Annotated in this window: 24 protein-coding genes and 1 riboswitch; of the genes, 11 read left to right on the top strand and 13 right to left on the bottom strand. The window is 49.0% G+C overall.

Annotated elements, in window-relative coordinates:
* Positions 1 to 92 precede the first annotated feature (92 nt).
* Positions 93 to 566 carry an Rpn family recombination-promoting nuclease/putative transposase gene (locus tag A8707_RS13520; RefSeq protein WP_231948059.1) on the bottom strand — a complete coding sequence of 158 codons (474 nt, stop codon included), beginning with the start codon at positions 564 to 566 and terminating at the stop codon, positions 93 to 95.
* 241 nt (positions 567 to 807) lie between these two features.
* Here A8707_RS13520 and A8707_RS13515 point away from each other — a divergent pair, with 241 nt between their 5' ends.
* Together A8707_RS13515 and dnaK are read left to right on the top strand one after the other, a co-directional pair.
* Positions 808 to 1,323, top strand: coding sequence for an Hsp20/alpha crystallin family protein (locus A8707_RS13515; protein ID WP_231948058.1), 516 nt, complete (start codon positions 808 to 810; stop codon positions 1,321 to 1,323).
* A 315-nt stretch (positions 1,324 to 1,638) separates the two neighbouring features.
* Positions 1,639 to 3,558 carry a molecular chaperone DnaK gene (gene dnaK, locus A8707_RS13510; RefSeq protein WP_068817769.1) on the top strand — a complete coding sequence of 640 codons (1,920 nt, stop codon included), beginning with the start codon at positions 1,639 to 1,641 and terminating at the stop codon, positions 3,556 to 3,558.
* Between the two features lie 371 nt (positions 3,559 to 3,929).
* Here the strand turns inward: dnaK and A8707_RS13505 are convergent, their stop codons facing one another.
* From A8707_RS13505 to A8707_RS13490, 4 genes are all read right to left on the bottom strand, one after another.
* Positions 3,930 to 4,445, bottom strand: a complete 516-nt coding sequence (locus A8707_RS13505) for a BON domain-containing protein (protein WP_068817768.1) — start codon at positions 4,443 to 4,445, stop codon at positions 3,930 to 3,932.
* A gap of 84 nt (positions 4,446 to 4,529) precedes the next feature.
* The gene (locus A8707_RS13500; protein ID WP_068817767.1) at positions 4,530 to 5,615 is read right to left on the bottom strand and encodes a YsnF/AvaK domain-containing protein; all 1,086 of its coding nucleotides are present in this window, start codon (positions 5,613 to 5,615) and stop codon (positions 4,530 to 4,532) included.
* 245 nt (positions 5,616 to 5,860) lie between these two features.
* Positions 5,861 to 6,313 (bottom strand): CAAD domain-containing protein, encoded by a 453-nt coding sequence (locus A8707_RS13495; RefSeq protein ID WP_068817766.1) that lies wholly within the window; start codon positions 6,311 to 6,313, stop codon positions 5,861 to 5,863.
* A gap of 71 nt (positions 6,314 to 6,384) precedes the next feature.
* The gene (locus A8707_RS13490; protein WP_231948057.1) at positions 6,385 to 9,486 is read right to left on the bottom strand and encodes an MFS transporter; all 3,102 of its coding nucleotides are present in this window, start codon (positions 9,484 to 9,486) and stop codon (positions 6,385 to 6,387) included.
* Between the two features lie 426 nt (positions 9,487 to 9,912).
* Here A8707_RS13490 and A8707_RS13485 point away from each other — a divergent pair, with 426 nt between their 5' ends.
* Complete coding sequence (locus tag A8707_RS13485; RefSeq protein WP_068817764.1) at positions 9,913 to 10,398, top strand: winged helix-turn-helix domain-containing protein; 486 nt, start codon at positions 9,913 to 9,915, stop codon at positions 10,396 to 10,398.
* 17 nt (positions 10,399 to 10,415) lie between these two features.
* Here A8707_RS13485 and A8707_RS13480 read toward each other — a convergent pair whose 3' ends face one another.
* From A8707_RS13480 to A8707_RS13450, 6 genes are all read right to left on the bottom strand, one after another.
* On the bottom strand, positions 10,416 to 10,985 hold the full coding sequence (locus A8707_RS13480) for an alpha/beta hydrolase (RefSeq protein ID WP_197484763.1): 570 nt from the start codon (positions 10,983 to 10,985) through the stop codon (positions 10,416 to 10,418).
* 170 nt (positions 10,986 to 11,155) lie between these two features.
* Positions 11,156 to 12,271 (bottom strand): hypothetical protein, encoded by a 1,116-nt coding sequence (locus A8707_RS13475; RefSeq protein ID WP_068817763.1) that lies wholly within the window; start codon positions 12,269 to 12,271, stop codon positions 11,156 to 11,158.
* Positions 12,272 to 12,349: 78 nt separating this feature from the next.
* A complete protein-coding gene (locus A8707_RS13470) occupies positions 12,350 to 12,703 on the bottom strand; it encodes a DUF6464 family protein (RefSeq protein ID WP_068817762.1) in 354 nt (117 codons plus the stop codon).
* Positions 12,704 to 12,880: 177 nt separating this feature from the next.
* Complete coding sequence (fusA, locus tag A8707_RS13465; protein ID WP_068817761.1) at positions 12,881 to 14,965, bottom strand: elongation factor G; 2,085 nt, start codon at positions 14,963 to 14,965, stop codon at positions 12,881 to 12,883.
* 520 nt (positions 14,966 to 15,485) lie between these two features.
* Positions 15,486 to 16,886 carry a tRNA (N6-isopentenyl adenosine(37)-C2)-methylthiotransferase MiaB gene (gene miaB / locus A8707_RS13455; RefSeq protein WP_068817759.1) on the bottom strand — a complete coding sequence of 467 codons (1,401 nt, stop codon included), beginning with the start codon at positions 16,884 to 16,886 and terminating at the stop codon, positions 15,486 to 15,488.
* Positions 16,887 to 16,931: 45 nt separating this feature from the next.
* On the bottom strand, positions 16,932 to 18,260 hold the full coding sequence (locus tag A8707_RS13450; protein WP_068817758.1) for a serine/threonine protein kinase: 1,329 nt from the start codon (positions 18,258 to 18,260) through the stop codon (positions 16,932 to 16,934).
* A gap of 530 nt (positions 18,261 to 18,790) precedes the next feature.
* On the opposite strand from A8707_RS13450, the gene A8707_RS13445 reads away from it, so the two are divergent.
* From A8707_RS13445 to A8707_RS13415, 8 genes are all read left to right on the top strand, one after another.
* Positions 18,791 to 21,547, top strand: coding sequence for a class I SAM-dependent DNA methyltransferase (locus tag A8707_RS13445; protein ID WP_068817757.1), 2,757 nt, complete (start codon positions 18,791 to 18,793; stop codon positions 21,545 to 21,547).
* A gap of 48 nt (positions 21,548 to 21,595) precedes the next feature.
* Positions 21,596 to 21,823, top strand: coding sequence for a hypothetical protein (locus A8707_RS13440; RefSeq protein WP_068817756.1), 228 nt, complete (start codon positions 21,596 to 21,598; stop codon positions 21,821 to 21,823).
* Positions 21,804 to 22,085, top strand: a complete 282-nt coding sequence (locus tag A8707_RS13435) for a type II toxin-antitoxin system RelE family toxin (RefSeq protein ID WP_068817755.1) — start codon at positions 21,804 to 21,806, stop codon at positions 22,083 to 22,085. The genes A8707_RS13440 and A8707_RS13435 overlap by 20 nt, the downstream gene beginning before the upstream one ends.
* A gap of 11 nt (positions 22,086 to 22,096) precedes the next feature.
* Entirely contained in the window at positions 22,097 to 22,318 is a 222-nt protein-coding gene (locus tag A8707_RS13430; RefSeq protein WP_068817754.1) for a hypothetical protein, read from the top strand.
* 35 nt (positions 22,319 to 22,353) lie between these two features.
* A complete protein-coding gene (locus A8707_RS13425; RefSeq protein WP_068817753.1) occupies positions 22,354 to 22,560 on the top strand; it encodes a 2-oxoisovalerate dehydrogenase in 207 nt (68 codons plus the stop codon).
* Positions 22,557 to 22,796 carry a type II toxin-antitoxin system HicA family toxin gene (locus tag A8707_RS13420; protein ID WP_068817752.1) on the top strand — a complete coding sequence of 80 codons (240 nt, stop codon included), beginning with the start codon at positions 22,557 to 22,559 and terminating at the stop codon, positions 22,794 to 22,796. The genes A8707_RS13425 and A8707_RS13420 overlap by 4 nt, the downstream gene beginning before the upstream one ends.
* Positions 22,797 to 22,820: 24 nt before the next feature.
* Positions 22,821 to 22,973: a hypothetical protein gene (locus A8707_RS28130; RefSeq protein WP_156518560.1), complete on the top strand. Its 153-nt coding sequence runs from the start codon at positions 22,821 to 22,823 to the stop codon at positions 22,971 to 22,973.
* A gap of 187 nt (positions 22,974 to 23,160) precedes the next feature.
* Positions 23,161 to 23,463, top strand: a complete 303-nt coding sequence (locus A8707_RS13415; RefSeq protein WP_068817751.1) for an MBL fold metallo-hydrolase — start codon at positions 23,161 to 23,163, stop codon at positions 23,461 to 23,463.
* A gap of 34 nt (positions 23,464 to 23,497) precedes the next feature.
* Here A8707_RS13415 and A8707_RS13410 read toward each other — a convergent pair whose 3' ends face one another.
* The gene (locus A8707_RS13410) at positions 23,498 to 24,505 is read right to left on the bottom strand and encodes an ABC transporter substrate-binding protein (RefSeq protein WP_068817750.1); all 1,008 of its coding nucleotides are present in this window, start codon (positions 24,503 to 24,505) and stop codon (positions 23,498 to 23,500) included.
* Positions 24,506 to 24,605: 100 nt separating this feature from the next.
* Positions 24,606 to 24,731, bottom strand: a riboswitch (guanidine-I (ykkC/yxkD leader).
* A 251-nt stretch (positions 24,732 to 24,982) separates the two neighbouring features.
* On the bottom strand, positions 24,983 to 25,807 hold the full coding sequence (locus tag A8707_RS13400) for an ABC transporter ATP-binding protein (protein WP_068817748.1): 825 nt from the start codon (positions 25,805 to 25,807) through the stop codon (positions 24,983 to 24,985).
* Positions 25,808 to 26,031: the final 224 nt, after the last annotated feature.

Genomic DNA, 26,031 nt, shown 5'->3' with positions numbered 1-26,031 from the left:
GAATTCGCAAGGGGTTATCGAGCGCGGCTTCCCTTCGACAAGCCATAGAGTCTGTGCTTAAAGAGGCTACGTCCTAACACTGTTGACCACGGCTATAACTCGATATCTTCACTGTAATCAGTCAAATCGTCTTGCTCTTTTAGTTTGTATCGAGAGATGACTTTAGGACTTTCAGGAAACATTTCAAAATCTGTGATCGTAAGTGCAATCACGGAATTCAACAGCGTGTAGTCATCACCGACATTTAATTGGATTGAAAATGCTTTTGCAGCGTTATAAAGAACTCGTTTCTCGAATCCTAAAACGTTGAGCACCTGCATTTTGATGATGACGGTTTTATTGCCGACGATCGTTGCCTTGACATCTAGATAAGAATCTTTAATCCCCTTAATTCGCGGTGCCTGATAAGGGTCGAGAATTTCTAGATCCTCAATAATCGGTCTAGACTGATACAAAATTGCGTTCAGAAAACTCAGCAAGATGTCTGTGCTCTGCTTTGAGCCAAAAATCTTCTTAAACGCGAAGTCTGTTTTGGGATTGATATAAACGCCAGACATCACCATCATCCGCAAAGACTGCTTCTATCGTACCAATCGGACGGGAAACCCATCTCTTTTGACGGTTCTCCTCATCACGCCCGATCGTGCCCTCATCGGTAACTTCTACCCTTTCGTTACGGTTTGCCTCAGTGCCCTGACCTGTTGCACCTTCTACATTAGATTCATGCAGACAAGAGCCGTGAGATTCAACTCCCTGCTCAAGTCAAAAGCTCTCATTCGCTACTCTCTTTTAACAAGGTGAACTCTCATGATGACTCTCGTTAATTGGCAACCCTGGCAAGAAATGGAAGCCATGCGTCGTCAGTTCGATCGTGTTTTTGAAGACCTCGCAACCCCAAAGCGCACCGAACCGACTTGGCAACCTGCCGTCGAACTCAAGAGCACTGAAACCGAATTTGTGCTGCGAGTCCAGCTTCCCGGAATCAATGCCAAAGACCTCGACGTAAAAATCGGTCGCAGTGGAGTCGCCCTCTCTGGTGAGCACAAAGCTGAGAACACGACTGACGAAAATGGCTTCTTCCGCTCTGAGTTTCGCTATGGCAAGTTTCAGCGCGTAATCTCGCTGCCGTCTCCCGTGCAAAACGATCAGGTTAAAGCCGACTTTAAAGACGGCGTTCTGACGCTGACGCTTCCCAAAGTGCAAGCCGTTCGCCCCTCTGTGGTGACGCTCAACCTGGCTGAATTAGACGAAGTGGCAATATCTGAAGACACGATCGCCCCTGCTGCCACTCCCGAAACGGGTGACGTTTGGACTCAAAGCTAAGACGTTTTTGAGGGTTGAATTGCATTCACCAACCCTCAACCGTCCTCCCTAAGGTTCGGTAAATACGCCTTCATGGAATTGCTGAACCTGAACACTATATAAGGAGGGGATCGAATGCCGTTATTGGCGTTGAGTGTATTACTCTCTTACGACCTGACTTGGAGAACGAACTTTGCTGGGCAAAGACCAACTCATACGATGGGTTTATAAACCTGTTTGAGTCCTAGCTGCCCTCCTTTGCCGATTCTGGCTGACAACGCCAGTCCCCTTATAACCCCTAAAAATCGCCTTTATTGTTGGAGCCAAAGCACTCATATGGCAAAAGTTGTTGGAATTGACTTAGGAACGACAAACTCCTGTGTCGCCGTGATGGAAGGCGGCAAACCTACTGTAATCGCCAATGCTGAAGGAGCGAGAACTACGCCCTCGGTCGTCGCGTTTGTCAAGAATGGCGATCGCCTCGTCGGTCAAATCGCCAAGCGTCAAGCGGTGATGAACTCAGAAAACACGTTCTACTCAGTGAAGCGATTCATCGGTCGTCGGTTTGATGAGATCACCCACGAAGCTACCGAAGTTTCTTATAAAGTCCTGAATGTGGGTGGAAACGTTAAGCTCGACTGCCCCGCCGCAGGCAAGCAATTTGCGCCCGAAGAAATCTCCGCGCAAGTGCTTCGCAAATTAGTCGAAGATGCTAGTAAGTATCTCGGCGAAACCGTAACTCAAGCCGTGATCACGGTTCCGGCTTACTTTAACGACTCACAGCGTCAAGCCACCAAAGATGCTGGAAAAATCGCAGGCGTAGAAGTCTTGCGGATCGTCAACGAGCCGACCGCAGCATCCCTAGCCTATGGCTTAGAGAAAAAGAGTAACGAAACCATCATCGTGTTTGACTTGGGTGGCGGTACGTTTGACGTATCGATCCTAGAAGTCGGCGATGGCGTGTTTGAAGTGTTGGCGACCTCTGGCGACACTCACTTAGGCGGTGACGACTTTGACAAAAAGATCGTGGACTTCTTAGCAGGCGAGTTTCAGCGATCGGAAGGCATTGACCTCCGCAAAGACAAGCAAGCGTTGCAGCGTCTAACTGAGGCGGCTGAGAAAGCGAAGATTGACCTGTCTAACTTGACTCAGGCTGACATCAACCTTCCCTTTATCACGGCGACTCAAGATGGACCTAAGCACCTCGATACAACCCTGACTCGTCAGAAATTTGAGGAATTGTGCGCTGATTTGATCGATCGCTGTCGAGTTCCCGTTGAGGCGGCACTTCGCGACTCTAAGCTCGACAAGAGCAAGATCGATGAAGTCGTCCTAGTTGGCGGTTCGACCCGAATTCCGGCGGTGCAAGCCGTTGTTAAGCGAGTTTTAGGCAAGGAACCCAACCAGACTGTCAACCCTGACGAAGTGGTGGCAATGGGTGCCGCGATTCAAGCGGGCATTCTCTCTGGTGAAGCGGGAGCCGAAGGGCTACTGCTGCTCGATGTGACTCCGCTGTCTCTCGGTGTTGAAACCTTGGGCGGTGTGATGACCAAGATTATCCCTCGCAACACCACCATCCCCACCAAGAAGTTTGAAGTCTTCTCAACGGCGGTCGATGGTCAAAGCAACGTCGAGATTCACGTCTTGCAGGGTGAGCGCGAAATGTCGAATGACAACAAGAGTCTTGGAACCTTCCGACTCGATGGCATTCCTCCAGCGCCTCGTGGCATCCCTCAGATTGAAGTCACCTTTGACATTGACGCTAACGGCATTTTGACCGTGGGCGCAAAAGATAAGGGCACGGGTAAGGAGCAGTCAATCAGCATCACAGGTGCTTCGACGCTGCCCAAAGACGACGTTGAGCGGATGGTGCGCGATGCTGAACAAAACGCCTCGACTGACAAAGAGCGTCGTGAGCGCATCGACCTGAAGAATCAGGCAGATTCTCTGGCTTATCAGGCTGAGAAGCAGATGAGCGAGTTGGGCGATAAAGTCCCGGCGGCGGATAAGACGAAAGTTGATGGATTAGTCAAAGATCTGAGAGAGGCGATCGCGGCTGAAGACTTTGGCAAGATCAAGACGATGACGACTGATCTGCAACAAGCTCTCTATGGCATCACTACTAATCTCTATCAACAAGCGGGTGGCGATACGCCTCCTACTGATGGTGACGGTGGTACGCCTCCGGGATCAGGTGGCACGGCTTCGGGCGGTGGCGATGATGTAATCGACGCTGACTTCACCGAATCGAAGTAAGGGCAACGAGTCGTGAGGTTTCTCATTACTAGACTCTAGAAATTAAGGCTGGTAGTCTCTCAGTTGAGGGCTATCAGCTTTTTTTGCTGTTGTAAGGGTAAGACGTTTGACACCATTTCGATTCTTGAACACGACAGACGAGACGTTCCACCGAAACGTCTCTACAGCGTCGGGTGAATTCGCCATCTGCTCTGTTCATTGGTTGATTTGGTATGACTTCTTTTTTAGCCATTTAGGGAGAAAGTCGGCACTCAAAAAACCAGAAAAGGCGTAGAGCTTCCTCACTGGGGACTCTACGCCTTGCTATACCAATGTTAAGTTCAAGAAGTCAGGGACTTTTGCCCTTACGACTCCTAAGATCTGTGCAGACTCTATTGTCCTGTTTGTTTGTCCTTCATCACGTTGGCTGTTCCGGGCTGGGGTGCTGCGGGCTTTGCAGCCGAGTTGACTGTGGCTTTAATCGCAACGCTTTTGACCCCACTAATCTGCTTTGCAAGAGGCTCAATTTTTTGAAGCTGCTTCTCGTCTACCACGGTTCCCATGACAGTAACTGCGCCATCTTTAGAAGAGATTGCCAAGGCACTTGCAGGTAGGTTTGCTTCAAGCTTCGATCGCACCTCGCTTTTAATATCATTATCTGATTTAACAGACTTGTCACCCGCCACATTGTTGCGTTGTTCAGCCGCCCGAATATCAGCGTTTAGCTGCTTTCTGCGGGTCTCGCTGGTCGCGTCATTCTGATTAGTTTGCGCAGTTGGTTCTGCCATAGTTGGGCTACTGCTGCTAGTCGTCGTGTTGGGTGCTTCACTGCTAGTCTTAGCGGCTCCACAGGCTGATAGGCTCAGCGCCAAAGCACCACCCAGCAAAAGAACTGTAACTTTTTTCATTATCTTGATACCCTATGATTTTGACCAAAGAACTCAACAATTTGGTAGCGAAATCAGACATGATTTCGCTACCTGCATAGCTGCCTAGAGGCGATCGTTAACAGGACGATCAGCATTCACAACCGGATGACCGTCTGTGTTAACTTCTAGTTCTTCACGACGTAGAGTTTCTTGAGCCGTCACCGTCTCTTGAGAGACTTCTTTGCGAATCGTCACTTCTTCACGCACAAATGCTTCTTTGTGAATGTCAGGAGTTTCTTCATAGACTTCCATCCGAATCGTTTCAGTGTCTCCGAAGGCAACGTCACCCGAAACGACTGCTTCGGTGTTGCCAGTGACTCGCTCAATCACAACGCGCTCTTTTTCGATCGGAATGGACACCCGCGCCGTTTCGGTCTCGATGTGCTTTCCGATCGCGACTTCACCCGTTTTTTCACGGTCTTTGTCTACGACTAAGCGCTCTTCATACAGCTTGATTGTGTCATCGCTGCCAGCCCGAACCGATTGGTCAGGCACCATCCGCGCTGGTGTAGGTGCAACACCCGTCACAGGCTGCTCGACGACCGCTGCACGATTCATTTCATCAGCCGGAATTGTGTTGACGCTCCAATCCCGAATCCCTTGGTGCTTTAGAAGGGTTTCGGCACGAAGAATTTCGCTTTCCGAGCCGTCTACAATCATGAGATAGTCACCGCTATGAACCCGATCGTTGTAGTGCTTCGCTTCTTTTTCAGGAATTCCCAACCCAGCTAGACCGCCTAACAACCCTCCGGTTGCGGCTCCGATCGCGCCTCCCGCTACCGTAGTTGCCAGCGCTGTTGCGGTTGCTCCTGCCAGCATAATGGGTCCGACTCCAGGAATGGCTAAGGTTCCGAGTCCAACTAATAGACCCGTTAAACCGCCTAGTGTGCCTCCAGAAACAGCACCGATTTCTGCGCCTTCGTCAGCTTTGTTGCCCGTTTTATCTCTGGCAGTTGTCCCTTCATCTCTGACGGTTGCCCCTTCGATTTTACCAGCGCCGTCGCCGTCTTTTGTGACAACCGAAACTCTGTCCATGTTGAATCCAGAATTCTTCAATTCGTGGAGTGCTTTCTCGGCAGCAGCACGAGTAGGAAATACTCCAACTGCTCGGCGATCGTATCTGCTTTCTGTATCGCGACCTAATGCCATTTTCTTATTCTCCTAGTTACTTTAAGTCCACCGATTAGTCGTAGAGAGAACGTCTTATCCCTGCGTTCTTATTGATGCTCTTTTTCTTAAAGAATTCATCAGCACTTGGGATAAGCTGCTTCTCTGTCGTAAGAATGATCGCAAGAAAAATTGAGAGGCTATGGAAAATTGGATAGTTTGAAAATCTCTCGATCGAGAGTCTCAATTAGAACAGGTTTAAAGCTGCTCCACGTCAACCATTCTGATCAAGACTTGCCAACAAACTCACTTTTGAAAGCGTCAATTTTTTGAGAAAGTTCTTGACGCTGAGAAGATGTGAGTAGATAGCGGTAAATGAACCAACCTGTGTAAACGATACCAATTAGCTCAAACAATGGTGAAAGAACTGGAATGCTAGTGGCAATGCTAAGAACTGCGCTCAAGACTGACAGCACCAACCAAGCACCTGCGGTCGCTAACAAAACCCAGCCAACCGCAGTTAAAATCCGTTTATAAGGGTTTAAAACCCCAGACGTATAGCCGATCGGGTCGTCAAAGAACGCTGATATCCTTGCCTCGTCTCTGAGCCAGTCTTCAGAGGGCGGCATTTCTATGGTCGTGTTCTGAATGACGATCGGGTCGCCTGTTGGCATCTCAATCACCGTCGTTTCGGTTTTGACTTGAGCACCTTCTGGGGTTTGTGTAATTCCTGTAGACATGATTGACCTCCTAAATTGAACGGTTTGCAACAGATGAGCAGGTGGGCAGGTTGCGGTCTGCCCACTTGATTTTAGAATCGAGTCCCGACGGCTAAGAAGCCTGCGATCGCCGATGCTGCCAGTGATGTTAAGGCTGCGCCAAACAACCACCAAGCCGCGTCTGCCGCCATTTTCTGTGCCTCGATCGCTTGCTTTTGAGCTTGCTGCCTGACTTCTTTGATGCGTCTCTGAGTCCCTTGCTGAATGCGTTCAGCCTGATTCAATACGCGGTCTCTCGCGCCTTCAACTTGAGCGACAATGCGATTGGCATCTGCCTCAGAGATATCTTCACGAGAACTCAAAACCGCTATGAGCGTGTCTCGATCGAACCCACCCAACCGATGCCGCAGTGCCTCAAATCCAGCTTGTGGGTCATCAAACAGCGTGCTAAAGTCTTGCTGAATGCCTTCATAGCTGAGTTCAGGACGCTCTAGCGAGTCGAGATAATCGCGCATTTTGCCAAACACACCCTCGATCGCAGATTGGACGGTTTGCTGCACTTTTTGAATTTGCTCAACCGATGACTTGAAGGTTGATTCAACCTGGTCAGCAATCCGATTGGCTTCTTCTTCAGTGATGTCTTTGCGCTGAGACAGCAGAGCAACCAGAGTCGAACGATCGACCTGTGAAAGGCGATCACCCAGGTTTCCAAGTCCGCTTTGAGGGTGTTGCAGCAGCAACTGCAGGTCGCGTTTAATCCCGTCAGGATTCAGTTCTTCCTTATGGGTGTTTCGCAGATAGCTTTCGAGACTGGTCTCAAAATCGATCGCTTGTTTTTGGGCACGTTTTGCGAGACGACGCGGGGCTTTAATCGTGCCACGAATGGCAGTTTGCACTTGCTCGATCGCTTGATTGACCTGCTCTTCGGTCAAGTTGCCTCGTTGTGTAAGCAGTTTGACTAACGTGTCTCGATCGACCTGAGACAAGCGATCTCGTAACGCATAGGTTCCCGCTTTTGGGTCACTGAGCAATGTTTGCAAATCGCGCTGAATGCCTTCGGGATCGAGTTCTTGCAGATCGGTTTTACGCAGATAGTCTGCGATCGCCGTGGTCGTCTGCTCATATTGTTCTTTGGCTTTACCCACGACTTTCTGCGGCGCTTGCAGAATGCTGTCGCGAATAGATTCAACCTGATCTAAGACTTGATTGACTTGCTCTTCGCTCAGATCTTGACGCTGACTTAGCAATTGCACCAAGGTGTCTCGATCGAACTGAGAAAGCCGCGATCTCAAAGCACTCAGTCCCGCTTGAGGATCGTCAAACAAGGTTCTCAAATCGCGCTCAATGCCTTCAGGATTCAGTTCTTCTTTCTGAGTGTTTCGCAGATATTCTTCGACCTTACGACGAAGTTCTTGTGCCTCAGACTGCACCCGATCTTGAACGTCTTTGGCTTGGGCGAGGACTCGATCGCGAGTGCTTTCAAGTTGCCCGACAATCTGGTTTGCCTCTTCGGGGTTCACGTCTTCGCGCTGCCCTAACAGCTTCACTAGCGTGTCGCGATCGAACTGACCTAAACGACTGCCCAAAGCATCTAACCCGGCTTCTGGGTCTTCTAAAAGCAGTGTGAACTCGCGCTCAATGCTCTCTGGATTCAGTTCTTCTTTGCCCGTTGACTTCAAATAGTTTTCAACTCGGCTGCGAAGATCCTGCGATCGCGTCTCTGATTCAGCCGTTTGTACAGAATTAAAGACTTCTGCTCGAATGTCTTCTAGCTGACTCGCAATATCCTGAATTCGTTCGGGTGTGAAACCGTCTCGTCGCGATAGCGTCTCAACAAAATAGCTGCGATCGATCGACTCCAATTCCTTGCGAATCGCACCGGGATCGGCTTGCGGATCGAAGATTACATCTTTAAATTCTTGCTTGATGGTTTCCCGGTTTAGGTGCCACGGCGGAGAGGACAACAAATAGCTTTCAAGGTCGGATTGAATCACGCTAAACGGCTTTGCTGACTTTTCAGAAATCTGCTTGCCTACTTTGTCGGCTTGCCCTTGCAGTGTGGTTCTCAACTGTTGCAGTTGCCCCGAAACCTTCTCAACATCTAAATCCGAGAGATTGGTGTTTTTCATCACCTGACTCAACAGCCCACCCAACCCAAGCTGCAGCGCCCGATTGGTCAAATTGCTCCCCGGAGTCATCGTGCCCGAAACGGTTTTGACGAGTTGATTGAGTTGATCGGTCATCGCTTTAGATGTGAGGTCTTCGGGCTTGGCTGACTTCAACAAACTCGCCAACTGTTCGGTGACATCTTGCGGTTTGCCGGATGAACCAACAACGCTCTTCAAAGCGCTTTCTAGCTGATCAGCGACTCGATCGACCTCCTGTTTTGAGAAGTCTGTGCGGCTACTAACTAGCTTCACCAAGGAGTCGCGATCGATGTTTTTAAGAAAATCGCTGTCTGCAACGTCTTTCAGATTTGAGTCTTTTAACAGCGTCTCAAATTGTCCTTTGATTTCGTCAAGATTTAGCTTGGGCAGTTGCAGATTGCTTAGAGAACTTTGTAGCGTCTTTTGAATGCTGTCGGGGTCAAACCCAGAAGTCAGTTCTCGACGCACCGCTGCCGTAATTTCTTCTGCGGTTGAAACCACCTGATTTTTAGCTACATTTGCACCCAATGCAGTGGTTGCTACACCCATCATGCTCTGCATTCCTGATGTGGCAGTGCTGATAAAAGAGCCGACCAAAGAGCCGACTGCGCCAGAACCTAGCCACACAAGCACAGAGAAATAAGTTGCCCAAATGACAACGCCAAGGATTGCGCCGAGTGTCGTACTCCCGACTAAGCTAAGTTTTACCGCTAAAAAGCTGGCAATAAACAGTGCGATCGATACAGTTATTAATACAAAAAGCCCTAATTTTGTTTCGATTCCGCGAATGGTTTTGCCAATGCTTTCTGATTCATCAGAGTCTGGCAATGCGCCAGGACTTGCAGCAAAGGCAACTGATAGGTTAGTCAGCAGGAATTGGAATGCGAACGCCATCATCAATCCTGCAATTAATGCAACCAGAAATTGAGGACCAGAAAACATAAGCTCTTCTTCGAGTGCGATCACTCCTGGCTCTACGGAAACTTGTGCTATTGGGATTGGGTGGCTACCCAGTTCTAATAGTGTCTTTAAGGTTTGAAACATCATGTTTCCTCCATTGTAAAGTGCGTTGCAGCAATTTCGAGCCTTCTCAGTCCGTCTGAGAGGGCAAAAAGTGGCGCATCGCGTCGATCGAGTCACCAAGCTATAGACTAATCAAATCTCAAGTAGAGTCATTTCGTCTGCTTTAAATCTACGAAGAGTTCTCTTGATCAGCACCTATCGTTAGAAGTAGGTTTCTAGAAAAAACAACTTGTAGAAATTTCCTAAAAAAATGCCTTGGACGTTTGTTTAAGGCGACTTTAAGACTAAAATCAACTCAAACCTAAGAGAGAAGGGGTGCTTTGTGTGAAAGTATAAATTTGAGTAAAGATATTTAACTACTTTAGATACTAGGATCAATTAATTTTTAACGTAGAGTTTGGCGGCGATCGTGAAAGCCTCAATGTTGCAAGTTTGAGTCTAAATCCAAATATGAACCCCTTAAAGCTGCGTCCTGAAGACTGTTCAGCTTTCGGACAGCTCGTTTTACAATATCTTCAAGAAAATCCGCAAACTAACATGAGCCAGCTTGCCAAGCAGGTGAGAATTTCGCGAGCTGGACTAGGGTGGATTTGTCTCAAACGGAGCGGCATCGAAGAAGAGACGGCTAGAAGAGTGGCTCACGCGATCGGGGCTGACATGACCAAAGTTGCTCGTCTTGTCTACGAAAACAAGCTAGAGAATTTAATGAAGGTGGGGGGACTGAATTACGTTGCTAAGTTAGACAACCAGTCAATCAAAAAGCCTATTCCCATAGGAGACGCGATCGCCGGATTGAACTCTGTCTTTCATGCGTTTCACTATGTAACTAGAAGTGTTCCTGAAGTAGAAAAGCCTACTGATTTTCAGATCTACAAACAAGCATTTGACATCGTGAAAACGCAGTTCTTAAAAGACAGAAAGATACCTAAAACGTAAGCACTGTGCTTGTATAGTTACCGTGAATTAGGGGTGCGTGGTAGACTCTGAATCTGTTTCGTGACCCTCGAAACCTGTCGATAAGTTCGCCCGACAGCCCGTCCATCAATATATAGTTGACGAGTCGGATAATTTTGCAGCACTTCAATGAGTGACACCTGATTATCTTTTGCAGAAAGCACGATCGCGGCTCTGAGCGCCTGTCGATTTGCCTCTCCTACCGGGGTTTGAATCGCTTCTCCCAACTGGTCTAGTACACGCTCTCCAGTCGGACTGTTGAGAAACCGATCGAGCGTCAGCAAACCGACCTTCACTTCTCGATTGAGCGTGCGACGAATCGCATTAGGCTTTTGGCGGAACAGTCGGAAATAGCTTCGCAGCGCAGGCGATACCTGACCCGTTTGGGCAAACTCTGTTAGTTGGGGAACTGAGATCGACTCTCCAAACACGCCATAGCGAAACACAAGTGTCTCAGCCGCCATTCCTCTAGAGGCAGTGAGCGCGATCGTAGGGACAATGAGCAAGAGGGTTCCCATACCAGTTAGCCATCCTAAACCCCGTTTAGAAGAAGCAGATTTGACTTTCATGAAAAAGAACCCAAAGTCTTATCTTATACCTATTTAATTTTTGAATACGACCTTTGCTCGGTTATTACGGCATTGGGCGGAGACAGTTCACCGAAACGTCTCTACAGCGTTGGGTGACCCGCGATTGACTGCATTCAGTTGTGAAATCGGTGTTAATTAACTCTGAATTCTTAATTCGTGACGATTTCCTCTGACAATTGCGGACTACACCTGCTAGCAATCGCATTTAGGATTCTGCTTTCTGCATCAGAGAGAGTTCGATCGCGGTCTGCGAGTTGTTGGCACTGAGCAAATAACGGCGCGGCAAAATCACTATCTAACTGTTGCAATACTTGGTTCAATGGTTGAGGCGTTCGCAGATTTATTTCGATGATTTTGAGTGAGTTTGAGTCAAGCTGCAGCGTTTTCAATTCTGGCAAAATATCTTCCCACGTTTTATCAGGGTAGCTAGCTAAAACCATGTGCGCGAGGATCTGATCCATCACGGTTTGTTGTGCGATCGCAGCATCCAAATACTGTTCGCTTTCCTGTTGAATTGTTTTTAGAGTTTCCGTGGTTGGTTCTGCACTATCCGCATTCAGCTTGGCTTCATAAAAGCGACTTGCTGCATAGCCAACCGAGTAAAGAACGGTTGCGTTTGTGCTGGCTCCGATTAAAGTTCCTGCTAGGGGCACGTTTCGCAAAAAGCCCAAGCCTGCTTTGACTGCGTTCGCTCCGCCCAGCGCCAGCCCAAAGATTGCTAATACTTCACCTTTCCGCGATGGGTCTTGCAAATCTAACCCATAAGCGGCAGCAATTTCGTAGACAAGCTCAGTTTGCAGAGCAGTGGTGGCGGCAAGGTCGATCGCCAACAGTGCCACCGCCAATCCAGGAATTAAGCTGCTCATAAACCCGATTTTTCCAGCATTGATGGCTTTTTTGACCATCAATCGATGCACAATCTGGCTAGGCGATTCTTTCGGATATTGCTGCTGGAGCGCTCGAACGGTAGATTTTGCTTTCTCGACATCGACTTGACCTGCCATGCCCATCAACCAATCGAGTCTCAACACACTCGCTATTCGACGTACAAAGGGGTTGTTTAGCCCCGGTATTTTTGCAAGAACCCCGATCGCGTGTCCGGCTCCGGTCGTGGTGCTGCTAATCAAACGAACGGCTTGCTCAGTCGCCCCTTTAGCGATCGCAATGGTCGCACTCAACAGCCCTGTAGTGAGGTTAAATGCTTGGACGATCGGGTGAGATTCTGTGTTTTGCGATTGGGGTGGCGTTGGGCGAGGTGCGTTCATCGGGGATTAAATCTTATGTGCAGAGATTCCAACCTATCAGTTGTGCCGATTCCTATCATCGTGCTTCAGATAGGGATTTTAGAGAGGCTGGTGATGCACACAGCGATCGCACGACCCACTTGGATTAATCGCACATCGCAGCAGTTCCGATCGGGCATTATACAAACAGGTGATGTCGCCAATCACCCATCGCCCATTTAACACGCTGACATCTGCGGGAGCATCGAATCGTTGAACGTAGAGCGCGATTTTGTGAAGCTGATAGCGCCCTGATTTAAGTAGATATCGATGCCTACGCTCTAATACGACATAAGTCTGACCCCCAAACTCTAGATAGGCTCCCGGCTCAGGATGCCAGTCTAAAGAGAGATAACCCAAGCTAAAAAGAGGATCGCTAAGGATGAGTTCTGCGGATAGAGAGTTTAACTCCATAAGCAATCAATACCGATGGACTGCCTGACACTAATACCTTTAAGTCGCGGGTGAAAGTCTGTAGTGTGAGTGTCCTTCGTGGGACGAGGCACGATCGAAACATCCACACTATCAGAAATTCTCACGGTCTGAAGATTGCTACAGGGATACCAATATTGATCTCCCTGAGCTAATCCTTTACAAAGCAGCCTGACGCTCTTTTGTGGCTTTGATCACTTCTTCTGCGATGTTGTTGGGGCAAGGCGAGTAATGCGAGAACGACATTGAGAACTGCCCACGTCCAGAGGTCATGGTTCGCAGGTCGCCAATGTAGCCAAACATCTCACTCAATGGCACATCTGCTTTGATGCGCGCTCCGGTTTGTCCAGTTTCCTGAGACTTCATCATGCCCCGGCGACGGTTGAGATCTCCGATCACGTCTCCCATATAGTCATCGGGTGTAAACACATCGACGTTCATGATCGGTTCAAGCAGTTGAGGACCAGCTTGAGGAACCGACTGACGATAGGCGGCTTTAGCAGCGATTTCAAACGCCATCGCCGACGAGTCAACCGGGTGGAATCCGCCTTCTAAAAGCGTGAACTTCAAGTCCATGCAGGGGAAGCCAGCCAACACGCCTTTATCGGTGCAGCTTTGAAAGCCTTTTTCAACGGAGGGCCAATACTCTCTGGGCACTGAGCCACCCGTCACTTTAGACTCAAACTGGAAGCCGCTGCCGGGTTCGCCGGGTTCGATCACATAGCTGATCTTTGCATATTGACCCGAACCGCCCGACTGTTTCTTGTGGATGTAACCATCTTCGAGTCGCTTGGTAATCGACTCGCGGTAAGCTACTTGAGGTTCGCCGACTTCCACTTCTACGCCGTGGGTGCGCTTCAAGATGTCTACTTTGATGTCGAGGTGCAGTTCACCCATTCCTTTGAGAATGGTTTCACCGCTCTCTTCATCGGTCATCATGTGGAAGGATGGGTCTTCTTGCACCATCTTGGTGAGTGCTGCGCCCATCTTTTCTTCGCCGCCTTTGGTCTTGGGTTTGACCGAGATCGAGATCACGGGGTCAGGGAAGACCATCGGTTCTAGCGTTGCGGGATGTTTGGGATCGCAGATGGTGTGCCCGGTGCGGACGTTTTTCATGCCAACGATCGCGATGATGTCACCCGCTTGAGCCGAGTCAATTTCTTCACGAGAGTTGGCGTGCATTTCCACCAAACGGCTAATCCGCTCGGTTTTGCCCGTCGCTGTATTGAGCACGGTGTCACCCTTCGAGATCTTGCCCGAATAGAGGCGCGTGAAGGTGAGCGCACCAAAGCGATCGTCCATGATCTTAAAGGCGAGTGCGCGGAGTGGCTTTTCTGGATCGACAAGAGCAAACGTGCCCGTTGCGTTTCCTTCTAGATCGACTTCGGGCTGCGGAATGACTTCCATCGGATTTGGCAGATAGTCAACGACGGCATTCAACACCAACTGCACGCCTTTATTTTTGAACGACGAGCCGCAGTAGGTTGGGAAAAACACCAGGTCGCGAGTGCCTTTGCGAATGCAGCGCTTCAACGACTCGATATCCGGCTCGTTTCCTTCTAGATACTGTTCCATCAGGTCGTCGTCTTGCTCGATCGCCAGCTCAACCAATTGTTCCCGATAAGATTCGACCGCCTCGACCATATCGGCAGGAACCTCTTTAATCTCGTAGCCCATCGGATCGCCCGACTCATCCCATACCCAGGCTTTGCGAGTTAGAAGATCGACCATGCCGCAGAACTTTTCTTCAACCCCGATCGGCAGCACCATCACCATCGGTTTTGCGCCCAGCACTTTGTCTACTTGCTTGACGACTCGATAGAAATCTGCGCCTGTGCGATCGAGCTTGTTGATATAGACGATCCGGGCTACTTTAGAGTCGTTGGCATAGCGCCAGTTGGTTTCTGACTGTGGCTCAACTCCGCCTGATCCGCAAAACACCCCAATGCCGCCATCGAGCACTTTAAGAGAGCGGTAAACCTCAATGGTGAAATCGACGTGCCCAGGCGTGTCGATGATGTTTAGCTGGTGGTCGTTCCAAAAACAGGTGGTCGCAGCCGACTGAATCGTGATTCCACGCTCTTGCTCTTGCGCCATGAAGTCTGTTGTCGCCGCGCCTTCGTGCACCTCACCGATTTTGTGAATCTTACCCGTTAGCTTCAGGATTCTTTCTGTAGTGGTGGTTTTGCCAGCATCGACGTGAGCGAAGATGCCAATGTTTCGATAACGAGTGAGGTCTTTCATAGTTGCTGTTTAGATTAAATGCGACAAACCGTGGGTGACCACCTGCAAGCGTTCTTTACAAGGAAATTGATGTTGATTTTGCAATCAGTACAGGCTGGATTTCAATCACTCGAACCATACAAGAATTCCCTTTTGCTAGCCCTAGTCATATTACTTATTGTAAAGCGTAGAGAGACAAAGCTACAGGGGTCTGAGAGATCAGCCCCTTCTGGTTTAGGGGGAATCAGTCCTACCTTAAAGGCGGCTATCTATTATAGCGTTCTGAGTCTGCTCTCTGGTCTAGACTTCTTCAGTTAGACATTGCCAATGGAAAAAGACCCCGAACAGGCAACCGCAATTCTTGCCCAAGAATCTTGAGCATGGGAGAAAAAGTGAGCTGTGGATAAAATCTGGGCGTTGCTGAATTGATCTGTGAAGCACAGATTTTGCCCTCACCCTAGCCCTCTCCCTGGGGAGAGGGAACAGGAGGTTCTGGCTTTGATATCAGATCCTGGGCGTTGCTGAATTGATCTGAGAAGGGTTAGGGGATGAGGGCAATCCGAGAGCCTGCGATCGTCGGTGTTATTTGATTCACAGTCCTTAACAAGGGTTCTGCGGTGAGGCTAAACGATCGCACTTCGGTGATTTTGACGCTGACTAATTTGCCTCTTAGCTCGTTGATGTCACCTGCAAAGAATGTCAGACGATTGCCGCGAGTGCGTCCCATCACTTGCGTAGAATCTTTGTGGTTTTGATCTTCGACTAGGATCTCTTCGACTCGATCGTGATATCGCTGCGATCGCTCTGAGGCTTGGGTGCTGACCAAATGATTTAATCGCTGGAGTCGGTCTTTTTTAACCTCTTCAGAAAGCTGATTGTCCCACAGGGCGGCGGGGGTACCGGGGCGAGGGGAATAGGCGGCGGTGTTTACCAAGTCGAAGCCGATGTCTTCGATGAGTTTCAGCGTGTTCTCAAATTGGGCTTCGGTTTCGCCAGGGAACCCCGCGATCGCGTCGGCACTAATTGACGCATCGGGCATATAGCCGCGAATAGTTTCGATAATGCGGCGATATTTTTCGTGGGTGTAGCCTCGCGCCATTGCTTTGAGAAGGTCGTTATCACCTGATTGGAAGGGAATGTGAAAGTGTTCGCAGACTTTGGGAAGCTCGGCACAGGCGCGGATCAGCCGCTCGGTGAAATAGCGAGGATGACTGGTGGCAAACCGAATCCGATCGATGCCTGGTGTGTCGTGGACGAAGTGGAGCAAATCGGTCAACGTGTGTTTGTGTCGTCCTTCGGGGGTGGCTCCGGGCAAATCGCGACCGTAGGCATCAATGTTTTGTCCTAGCAGGGTGATTTCTTTATAGCCTTGTCGTCCCAATTCTTCCATCTCGGCACGAATCGCGTCGGGTGTGCGCGATTGCTCGACTCCCCGCACACCGGGAACTACGCAATAAGTACAGCGCTCGTTGCAGCCGTAGATCACGTTTACCCAAGCGCTGACCTGACTATCGCGGCGAGGTTTGGTGATGTCTTCGACGATGTGGATGGGTTCGGTGGCGACAACTTGGTTGCCGTTAAACACCTGTTCGAGGAGGTCTTCTAGGCGATTGGCGTGTTGTGGTCCCATCACGAGGTCGAGTTCGGGGACGCGACGCAGCAAAGCTTCTCCTTCTTGTTGGGCGACGCACCCGGCAAGGATCAGCGTCAGGTTGGGATTTTCTTGTTTGCGGGCTGCCTGTCTGCCGAGGTGGGAGTAAACTTTTTGCTCGGCACTGTCGCGAATCGAGCAGGTATTGTAGAGAATTAAATCTGCGTCGAACGCGTCTTCTGTCCACTCATAGCCCATGACTTCTAGGATGCCAGCCATGCGTTCGGAGTCGGCTTTGTTCATCTGACAGCCGAAGGTGGTGATGTGATAGCGGCGAGAAGGGTCGAGCATGGGAGTCTTTAGAGATAACAGCCAACTACCTATTCTAGAGTGTTTTCAGGGGTCGTTACGATCGGGCATCGCCTCCGACTCTAGACGACGGACTGCTCGACTTGCTTTGATATACCAATTGGCAAAAAGTTGACTCGCGAGCATCGGTGACATTGCCACAGCCAAACCAGCCAAAACTGGGAATAATAATATGCCAGAGCGAGTTGAAGTTAATGTACAGGCAATCAATATGGCTATCAGACTGACACTCATTGGGATGATTCCGATGCCCAGTCGATAAATCCAGTGATTCTTGAGAGGAGAGAAAAAGCGATTAGTGAGCGATGCCATCAATAGCCCATTCCCATATCCCCACGTTGAACCGACTGCTCCTGCCGCGAGTATCAACATCACTGAGATTGATATAGGTGTTTCCCCGTCGTGACCGGAATTGATTATGTACGCGATTATGACCGAAGAAATCGCAAAAGCTGCCCCTGTGAGGCTACTGCGCCAAGTTGCACTCCAAAGAACATGGGCTTTGGTGATTTGAGGGACGATTTTGCGCTCTTTAGGGGTGGACAGCGATCGAGCCGTTTTAGCTCGTAAAACTCTCAGGGCTTCTTGAGCGGATTGCAATCGGCGATCGATAGCAGGCTCCGTTAGCCATTCTAGCCAGTCTGTCATTGCTTCGTTAAGCGTCGCACTTGACTTAAATTGAATCCGCAAATTTGCTTGCGGTAAGTCGGCGGGATGTTTGCCCGTTGCAAGACAAATCAACGTTGCGCCCAGACTATAGAGGTCAGAGGCAGGAGTCGCCCGTCCGCCATATTGTTCGGGGGGCATATAGCCATACGTGCCGACTACCGTAATGGTGCTGCCTTCATGAGCGACCAGCGTTTGCACTGAGCCAAAATCGACGAGATAAACCTGTCCCACGGTGGTGCCAGAGCGATCGCCTAACAAAATATTGCTGGGCTTAATGTCACGATGAACGACAGGTGGCGACTGGCTGTGTAGATAAATCAGAATTTCTAAGAGAGATTGCCCCAACTGCTGCACATCTGCCTGACTAAACGATCGACCCGCTTTGAGGTGCTGATCTAACGATTTCGCCTCGATATAGCTTTGCACCAACGCCACCCCTTTATAAGTCGGTGACTCTAGCTCAAAGTAGTCGAGATAGCGAGGAATGGCGGGATGATTCAACGACTTTAAAGTCTCGGCTTCTCGTTCAAACAGCTTTAGATCGTCCCATTCAAACTCGTGATTGAAGGTCAGCAGCTTGACGACGACGAGTTTTTGAGTCTGCAAGTCTCGTGCCAGCAGGGTTTGTCGTCCGGCTTTTTTGCCGAGTGATTGCTCAACTTGATAGCGATCGTGCAGCAATTCCATAAAAAATCTGGGGGTAGAAGGGTCTAAATGTCTTGGGTTAAGAATGGCTCATGCATTACGCGATGTGCAACTAATTTGCCCTCACCCCCAACCTCTCTCCCCAAGGAGAGGGGAGCTAGAAATCTTGTTCCCTCTCCCTGGGGAGAGGGTTAGGGTTAGGGCAGTCCTTGCGGGTGTTTTAAGAAAGCCGTGCGTCGCGTAGAATAGTCTGGCGATTTGACCTCTGAGGTCGATCGCTCAAGCTCAGAACTCGAAGGATGGAGCAAATTGCTCGACGTTTCGACTTCCAAGTTCTGAGTTTCGAGATCAGAGGGCGATGCTTCGAGCAAAAAGGTCGGACGGTAGAGCTTAGAGAGTGACGGGTGAGGGTTGGAAGACGATCGCTGGAGTCTAGAGCACGGAGTTTCGTGTCAAAACCTCGACAGTCGAGGGTTGGGGCTTGTAGGTTGTAGATATCGATCGGGCTACTGAGTCTTGGTTCTCCAAAATTCGTTCCTCTGCCCTCTCGGTGATCACTGTCTTATCGTCTTATGTCCCCTACACCCGAAAGTCTCCAGAAATTTGTCCGCTATTGCCAGCAGCATCTCAAAGGAGATGAGAAAGGCGAGTCGCAGAACTTTCTCGATCGCTTTTTTCAGGCGTTTGGACATGAGGGTGTGCAAGAAGCCGGGGCAACGCTAGAGCAACGGGTGAAAAAGGGCAGCAAAAAAGGCAATACGGGCTTTGCCGATCTTGCCTGGAAGCCGCATTTGCTAATTGAGATGAAGAAGCGGGGCGAAGACCTCAGTAAGCACTACGCACAAGCCGTCACCTATTGGATGCAGTTGCAGTGCCCTAGCTATGTGATGCTGTGCAACTTTGATGAGTTTTGGATCTACGACTTTCGGAAACAGTCTGAGGAGCCGATCGAGAAGGTTTCTCTAGAGCGCCTGCCCGATCGTGTGGGGGCGTTCACGTTTATGAATCCAGAGTTGGATCGTGTGCCTGTTTTTAACAACAATCTGGTGTCGGTGACCGAGAAAGCGGCGGGACGCATGGGTGAATTGCTGACGATGCTGATCCAACGGAAGCGGGATGCGGTTGACCCGAAGACTGCCCAGCGGTTTGTGCTGCAATGCGTATTGGCGATGTTTGCGGAAGATCGAAAATTGTTGCCAGAGGATCTGTTTATTAGCTTGGTGCGCGAGTGTCAGGCACGATCGCGACAGGGCAAACCCTCGAACACCTACGATATTTTAGGAAACTTGTTTCAGGAGATGAATCGATCGGGCATTGCTCCGGCAGGGCGCTATCAGGGCGTGGACTATTTTAACGGCGGCTTGTTTCGAGAGGTGCATCCGCTAGAGCTAACTGAGAAAGAATTGGAACTGTTGGAAGCCGCCGCCTCGCAGGATTGGAAAGCGGTGCGTCCGTCGATTTTTGGCAACATCTTTGAGTCGGCGATCGGCAAAAGCAACAGCACCGAACGCCATGCCCACGGCATTCATTTCACCTCGGAGGAGGATATTCTCAAGATTGTTCGCCCGACGATCACGCGCTATTGGGAAGAGAAGATCGCCAACGCGACTATTTTGGCGGAGCTTTATGCGTTGCAGGCGGAGATGCGCAACTATAAGGTGCTTGACCCGGCGTGTGGGTCGGGGAATTTTTTGTATATGGCGTATCTAGAGCTAAAACGGCTGGAGCGAGTGCTGCAAGACAAGATTGATGCCCGTCGCAAGTCGGAAAGTGGACAGGGACAGATGAGCATTGGCTTTGTCACGCCGCAGCAGTTTTATGGGATGGACACCAATGAGTTTGCGGTGGAGTTGGCGCGAGTGACGCTGATGATTGCTCGTAAGGTGGCGATCGACCTTTGCGATATTCATGATCAGCCTGCTTTGCCGTTGGATACGCTGGATGAAAATATTGTTTGTAAGGATGCGCTGTTTACGGAGTGGGTAAAGGCAGATGCGATTATCGGTAATCCACCGTTTTTGGGTGGGAAAAATATGCGGATCGATCTTGGTGATGACTACATCGATCGCGTGTTTAAGCGCTTTCCCGATGTCAAAGATTCCGTTGATTTCTGTGCCTACTGGTTTCGGTTAGCTCACGCTCAAATTGGTGAGAAAGGTCGAGCGGGATTGGTTGGTACGAACTCAATTAGTCAAGGAAAAAGCCGGACTGCTGCACTAGATTACATCACACAAAACAATGGCTACATCCATGATGCTGTTTCTACTCAAGTATGGTCAGGTGAAGCAAAGGTTCACGTCAGTATTGCCAATTGGAGCCGAGAAGAACCGAAGCAATACTTTCTCGATCAGGTAGAAGTTACACGGATTAGTTCCTCACTTCGAGCCATTACTGATGTTTCCCAAGCGGTTCGCCTCAAAGCCAATCTCAACCAATGCTTTCAGGGTGTGATTCCTGTCGGTAAGGGATTTTATTTAGCTGAACAGCAAGTAAAGGAATGGCTTAAAGCTGATCCAAAGAATCAAGATGTTCTTAAATTATCCTCCTCTGCTAGAGATTTAACAGATAACCCTAACGGGAAACCTAGTCGTTGGATCATTGATTTTCAGGATATGAGTATTGAGGAAGTAAGTGATTATGTTCTTCCTTTTAGACACGTTAGAGACTCTGTAAAGCCGGAAAGAGAAAAGAACCGTGAAGCGGTCATGCGTGAAAAATGGTGGAGATTTAAGCGTACAAATGCAGCAATGAGAAAAGCACTGGCTCCTCTACCTCAGTATTTCAATATGCCTTCTCACTCTAAATGGTTTATTCCTCTACCAGCTTCAAAAGATTGGCTTGCAAACAATTCAACAAACGTTGTTGCTTCAGAGGACTTCTACATTCTTGGCATTCTCACCTCAAACGTTCATCGAACCTGGGTAAAAGCACAAAGTTCTACGCTGAAAGGCGATACTCGCTACACTCACAACACCTGCTTTGAGACCTTCCCCTTTCCCCAAACCCCAGCCCCCAACCTCATCGCCGCTATCCGCGCCACCGCTCAAGAACTCCACGACTACCGCTCCACCCAAATGGAACGCAAACAGTGGGGCATCACCAAACTCTACAACGCATACTTCCACGAGCCGACCAGCCAACTCTACAAACTCCACGCCAAACTCGACGCGATCGTCCTTCAAGCTTACGGCTTCAAACCAGACGATGATTTACTCGAAAAACTGCTGACGTTAAACTTAGAGTTAGCAGAAAAAGAAAAGCGAGGAGAGGCGGTTCCTTCGGAGTTGCGCTCTGCGCTAATCGTGGGACCTTGGGCACCCACACAATAAACTTAGTGAACCAACTGTTTTCGTAGAAGTACACCTGGAGTAACTGTTATGGAACCCACAATCTCGCTTGATGTACAAGCCCTCAAAGCCCTCATCAAAGAAAGCGTTCGTGAAGTCATGCGCGAAGAGTGGTTCAAATTCTTCGACCTGCTGACTCCCTACGTAGACAACGAAGAGCAAGCCGCGATCGCAGCATCATTCTCCCCGGCTGATTATCCAGATACCGACTTCGTAGACATCACAAACTGGTTTGACCATGAAAATCAAGCTCAGTAAAGCAGCCGATAAGTTTCTGCAAAAGCTCGATCGTGCTGGTCAAAAAGCCGTCATCGCAAAAATCGGCACTCTAAAAGCCTGTCTAGAGACTCAAAAAATCTATCCCCCCGAAGAGCTTGATATTAAAAAGCTGAAAGGCGATTTGTCAGGATTTTCTAGAATTCGCGTCGGCAAAATTCGCGTTATTTTTCAAATTCGTAGAGAAACAAATGAGATTTTCATTTACGACGTTAACCATAGAGGCAATATCTATAACCAATAATTCAGACAGAGATGACAAAGCAGAGCAGCATCCCCAAACTCTACAACGAATACTTCCACGAGCCGACCAGCCAACTCTACAAACTCCACGCCAAACTCGATGCGATCGTCCTGCAAGCTTACGGCTTCAAACCAGACGATGATTTACTCGAAAAACTGCTGACGTTAAACTTAGAGTTAGCAGAAAAAGAAACGCGCGTAGGGGCGATCGTGGGTCCTTGGGCACCACAATAAAGTATCAACTTCATTCTTTAAAACAATTACTGACCATGAACGAAATTATTTTTCTGATTGAAGAAGATCCCGAAAGTGGATACGTGGCTCGCGCGATCGGCGAATCAATTTTTACTCAAGCTGATACGATCGAATCTCTTCGCGACGTTATCCGCGATGCCGTCAAATGCCATTTTGAAGAAAGCGATCGCCCAAAATTGATTCGCCTCCACTTTGTCAGAGATGAGGTTATCGCCTCATGAAACTCCCACGGGATCTTGATGGCAACCAACTTGCCCAAGCCCTCAGCAAATTTGGCTACGAGATCATCCGCCAAACGGGTAGTCATATTCGTCTAACAACCCAACAGCAAGGAAAATACTATATCACCATTCCAAGTCACAGCCCTCTCAAAGTCGGCACCCTAAACGCAATCTTGAAAGATGTTGCAGACCATAGTGGTATGAGCCGCGACGCATTACTGAGTCAACTCTTTTAAGCGAGTGGATAAATTTTTTGCCAGATGACCAGCCAACACATTAAACTCTACGCGATCGTCCTGCAAGCCCACCGCTTCAATCCAGATGATTTACTCGAAAAAATTTTGATATTAAACGTAGAATTAGCCAAAAAAGAAACGCGAGGAGAAGCGATCGTCGGTCCCTGGACACCATAAATCACTGGCTCTACCTGCAACCCGCCAAGCAATAGGATGAACTGATCGTGGGTTTTTGAGCACCCACACACTAAGCTTAGTGAACCAACTGCGGTGTGTTAGATTTGGGCGATCGGGCGGTTGCAGTTTTGCATTTACCAGGGCATTGCTTGGATGTATTGGATTGTATGATCTGTAGTGTGATGAATTGTTTTTTGGCGACGTGATTTATGATAGCGATTTGTTAGGTGAGCTTGATCGCAGTCATATTTCCGCTTACGTTGCCAGTTGTGAACACTTGCAAAATCTTCTCATTCAAACGGTGTATCCGGGGCATTATCAAACCTTTGGTAAAGACCACTGTCAGCAACTTATCATCGAATATCTAGAGGCGAGAAGAAAACCAGGTTGTCCTTCAGATGAAGCTGCGTTAAAAGTGGTTTTTCCGCAATCCATCCGCAGAGTTGAGACATTACCATTCATGCTTCCTGATTCAATTATTCGAGAGTGAAGAATTTGATCTCCACCCTCAAATAACGCGAGTGCTAGAGCGATTTTACGAGAGAATCATCATATAGCGTTTTGGCATCGATCGGCTGTTGAACCGTTTTGAAATCATAGGCAGCTTTTGCAACCAATTCAAAACTCTTCATAGCGTTGTTAGGATTCTCAGGATTGAACCCGATCGTCTTGTTTCCTTCGATATCAAAAAGCGTAATTCCAGTGAGTTGTTCGCGAAGCTCTTCGGGTTTAATTCCTAGCTTTCCAGATGCAGCCGCGATCGCATCCGCATCTCCTGCTTTCAGCAATTTAATCCCTTGATTGGCTGCTTTGATAAACGACAGCAAATCAGCCCTGCGAGTGGCGATCAGGTTAGGGCGCGTCACCAGAACATCCGCAATCAAATTTGTTCCTTTCGAGCTAAAAATGACTTCTCCACCGCCTTCTTTTGCTGCCTTGGTGAGAAACGGCTCATAAGTCACGGCTGCATCAACTCGTTTAGCGCTAAATGCCGTCGCCGCATCGGGAGCGGGCAGATCTTTGATCGCGAGATCCTTTTCGGTCAGTCCCCCTTGTTCGAGGTATGCCCGCAGCAAGACTTTTTCAAACAGCACATCTTCACGAGCCAGCGTTTTGCCCCTCAGGTCGGCTGCTGTTTTGATGCCGCGTCCGATAATGCCATCTGAGCCGTTTGAGTAATCGCACAGAAAGATGATCTTGAGGTTAGGATCTTTTCCTGCCATTTGAATCACATCTCCTGCTGTCAGCCAAGCCAAGTCGAGCTTACCCGACAGAAATGCTGTAATCTCCTCGGTATTGGACTGAAACAATGTGTCTTGAATCTTGAGTCCAGCTTGATCGTAAAAGCCTTTTTTCACGGCGACGTGATGACCCGAATAACCCGACCAAGGGTTCGTGCCAACACTGAGCGCTTGAGACGGGGCAGAATTATTTGTCCCATTATTGTTTGCAGATTGAGGAGAACAGGCAACCGTCCAAAATAGAGCGACTAATGCGAGAGCGATCAGTTTGATTGAGCGAAAACTAAACATCTAAGAATTCCTTTGAGAACGTGAAACAAATCGCAGAAGATACGGTTTTAGAAATCAAAAAACCCGAAAGAGCCGCAACAGACTTATCGCTGTTAATCGTCTCTCCCGGGCTTTTGTCCCGCCGTGTAACTGTCTGCATTGCGCCAAACAGCCTGCTTCTCTCGGACCAGTCATCAAGCCATCCATTTCTGATTGAGGCTCGATCGGAACCCTAGAAGCGATAAATTTTTCTGGCACAAGATCTTCAACGGGGCAGTTTGCTACTCCTGGCGGCTGTGATCAATGTCACTATTTTTAACACGCGACCGCAGGAAAGAAGTATCGCAAATCACATTTGTGCGACATCCTACTCAGTTCAAGGCGGCATTGTGCTTTCAACGGGCACCCGCATCAGGAATCAACCTTTCTTGATAGCTGCCTTTTTCGATTAGGGGCTAACGTTGCAGGATCGGTGATGCTGCTGTACGCCTGATTGTCTTACTCGCGCAGTGAATGCAAAACCTGCCGTTTAACGTCAACAAACTCAGGCGACAGCTTCATGTCTAAGTTGCGGTGTTCTGGCAGACCGACCGGAACTTCTAACTTCATTCGCCCTGGACGCGTACCCATTACATAGACTCGCTGCGACAGATAAATCGCTTCTTCTACATCGTGAGTGATCATCAAAACCGTTACGTGGGTTTGCTCCCAGAGTTCTAATAAAAATTGCTGCATTTGCTCTTTGGTTTGAGCATCTAACGCGCCAAACGGCTCATCCATCAACAAAACGGCTGGCTCGTTGGCTAGAGCACGAGCGATCGCAACTCGCTGCTTCATGCCTCCCGACAGTTGTTTTGGATAGGACTTTGCAAACTGGGTCAACCCCACGACATTTAGGTAGTAATCAATCCGTTCTCGCTGCTCTGATTTGGGCATTTTGCGGAGCTGTAACCCAAACGCAATGTTCTGGGAAACCGTCAGCCACGGATAGAGGGTGTAGTTTTGAAACACCATGCCGCGATCGGAGCCGGGACCTGTGACTGCTCGCCCATCGACCAACACGCTGCCGGACGAAGGATTTGCCAACCCCGCCACAATGTTAAGCAATGTAGATTTACCACATCCCGACGAACCCACCAGACAGACAAATTCTCGTGGAAAAAGCTGAATATTGATATCGTCTAGCACCGCCATTGAGCCGTCTTGCGTTGCAAACGATTTAGACAAGCCACGAACCTCAAGCTTGGGAGGAATGGGCACGAGCCTGGCTTCGATCGCCCTCTCAGGTTGCCCCCGTAAATCTTGAGATCGAGTGTCGAGCATAGTTGAACGTCCAGGATTAGGCAGCAAAAATCGAAGTTTCTCTACTAGCTAACTAGATAGCGTCGTTTCAAAATGTTAATTTGGATACAGAAACAGTCCTTCGCTCAACCTAAATCCAGCAAATTTACGGAGAAAGTCTGAGGCTACAAATTTGCTGGATGTGGAGCTTCAGAATTTACGATTTTACGATTAGACCTCCTGCACGAATCCTTCGCCCTCACCCT

This window comes from Phormidesmis priestleyi BC1401, assembly GCF_001650195.1.
Lineage (GTDB): Bacteria > Cyanobacteriota > Cyanobacteriia > Leptolyngbyales > Leptolyngbyaceae > Phormidesmis_A > Phormidesmis_A priestleyi_B.
The sequence above is the reverse complement of the archived record's forward strand: the minus strand, read 5'-3'. Positions and strand labels throughout refer to the sequence as shown.

Bases quoted from the DNA above. Each gene is read 5' to 3' on its own strand.
- A8707_RS13475 (WP_068817763.1), bottom strand. From the start codon at position 12,271: ATGAACGCACCTCGCCCAACGCCACCCCAATCGCAAAACACAGAATCT.
- A8707_RS13500 (WP_068817767.1), bottom strand. From the start codon at position 5,615: ATGGCATTAGGTCGCGATACAGAAAGCAGATACGATCGCCGAGCAGTT.
- A8707_RS13425 (WP_068817753.1), top strand. From the start codon at position 22,354: ATGAACGAAATTATTTTTCTGATTGAAGAAGATCCCGAAAGTGGATAC.
- A8707_RS13515 (WP_231948058.1), top strand. From the start codon at position 808: ATGATGACTCTCGTTAATTGGCAACCCTGGCAAGAAATGGAAGCCATG.
- A8707_RS13495 (WP_068817766.1), bottom strand. From the start codon at position 6,313: ATGTCTACAGGAATTACACAAACCCCAGAAGGTGCTCAAGTCAAAACC.
- A8707_RS13480 (WP_197484763.1), bottom strand. From the start codon at position 10,985: ATGAAAGTCAAATCTGCTTCTTCTAAACGGGGTTTAGGATGGCTAACT.
- A8707_RS13445 (WP_068817757.1), top strand. From the start codon at position 18,791: ATGTCCCCTACACCCGAAAGTCTCCAGAAATTTGTCCGCTATTGCCAG.
- A8707_RS13430 (WP_068817754.1), top strand. From the start codon at position 22,097: ATGACAAAGCAGAGCAGCATCCCCAAACTCTACAACGAATACTTCCAC.
- A8707_RS28130 (WP_156518560.1), top strand. From the start codon at position 22,821: ATGACCAGCCAACACATTAAACTCTACGCGATCGTCCTGCAAGCCCAC.
- fusA (WP_068817761.1), bottom strand. From the start codon at position 14,965: ATGAAAGACCTCACTCGTTATCGAAACATTGGCATCTTCGCTCACGTC.
- A8707_RS13470 (WP_068817762.1), bottom strand. From the start codon at position 12,703: ATGGAGTTAAACTCTCTATCCGCAGAACTCATCCTTAGCGATCCTCTT.
- dnaK (WP_068817769.1), top strand. From the start codon at position 1,639: ATGGCAAAAGTTGTTGGAATTGACTTAGGAACGACAAACTCCTGTGTC.
- A8707_RS13485 (WP_068817764.1), top strand. From the start codon at position 9,913: ATGAACCCCTTAAAGCTGCGTCCTGAAGACTGTTCAGCTTTCGGACAG.
- A8707_RS13435 (WP_068817755.1), top strand. From the start codon at position 21,804: ATGAAAATCAAGCTCAGTAAAGCAGCCGATAAGTTTCTGCAAAAGCTC.
- A8707_RS13490 (WP_231948057.1), bottom strand. From the start codon at position 9,486: ATGATGTTTCAAACCTTAAAGACACTATTAGAACTGGGTAGCCACCCA.
- A8707_RS13420 (WP_068817752.1), top strand. From the start codon at position 22,557: ATGAAACTCCCACGGGATCTTGATGGCAACCAACTTGCCCAAGCCCTC.
- A8707_RS13520 (WP_231948059.1), bottom strand. From the start codon at position 566: ATGATGGTGATGTCTGGCGTTTATATCAATCCCAAAACAGACTTCGCG.
- A8707_RS13505 (WP_068817768.1), bottom strand. From the start codon at position 4,445: ATGAAAAAAGTTACAGTTCTTTTGCTGGGTGGTGCTTTGGCGCTGAGC.
- A8707_RS13410 (WP_068817750.1), bottom strand. From the start codon at position 24,505: ATGTTTAGTTTTCGCTCAATCAAACTGATCGCTCTCGCATTAGTCGCT.
- A8707_RS13450 (WP_068817758.1), bottom strand. From the start codon at position 18,260: ATGGAATTGCTGCACGATCGCTATCAAGTTGAGCAATCACTCGGCAAA.
- A8707_RS13400 (WP_068817748.1), bottom strand. From the start codon at position 25,807: ATGCTCGACACTCGATCTCAAGATTTACGGGGGCAACCTGAGAGGGCG.
- A8707_RS13440 (WP_068817756.1), top strand. From the start codon at position 21,596: ATGGAACCCACAATCTCGCTTGATGTACAAGCCCTCAAAGCCCTCATC.
- miaB (WP_068817759.1), bottom strand. From the start codon at position 16,886: ATGCTCGACCCTTCTCGCCGCTATCACATCACCACCTTCGGCTGTCAG.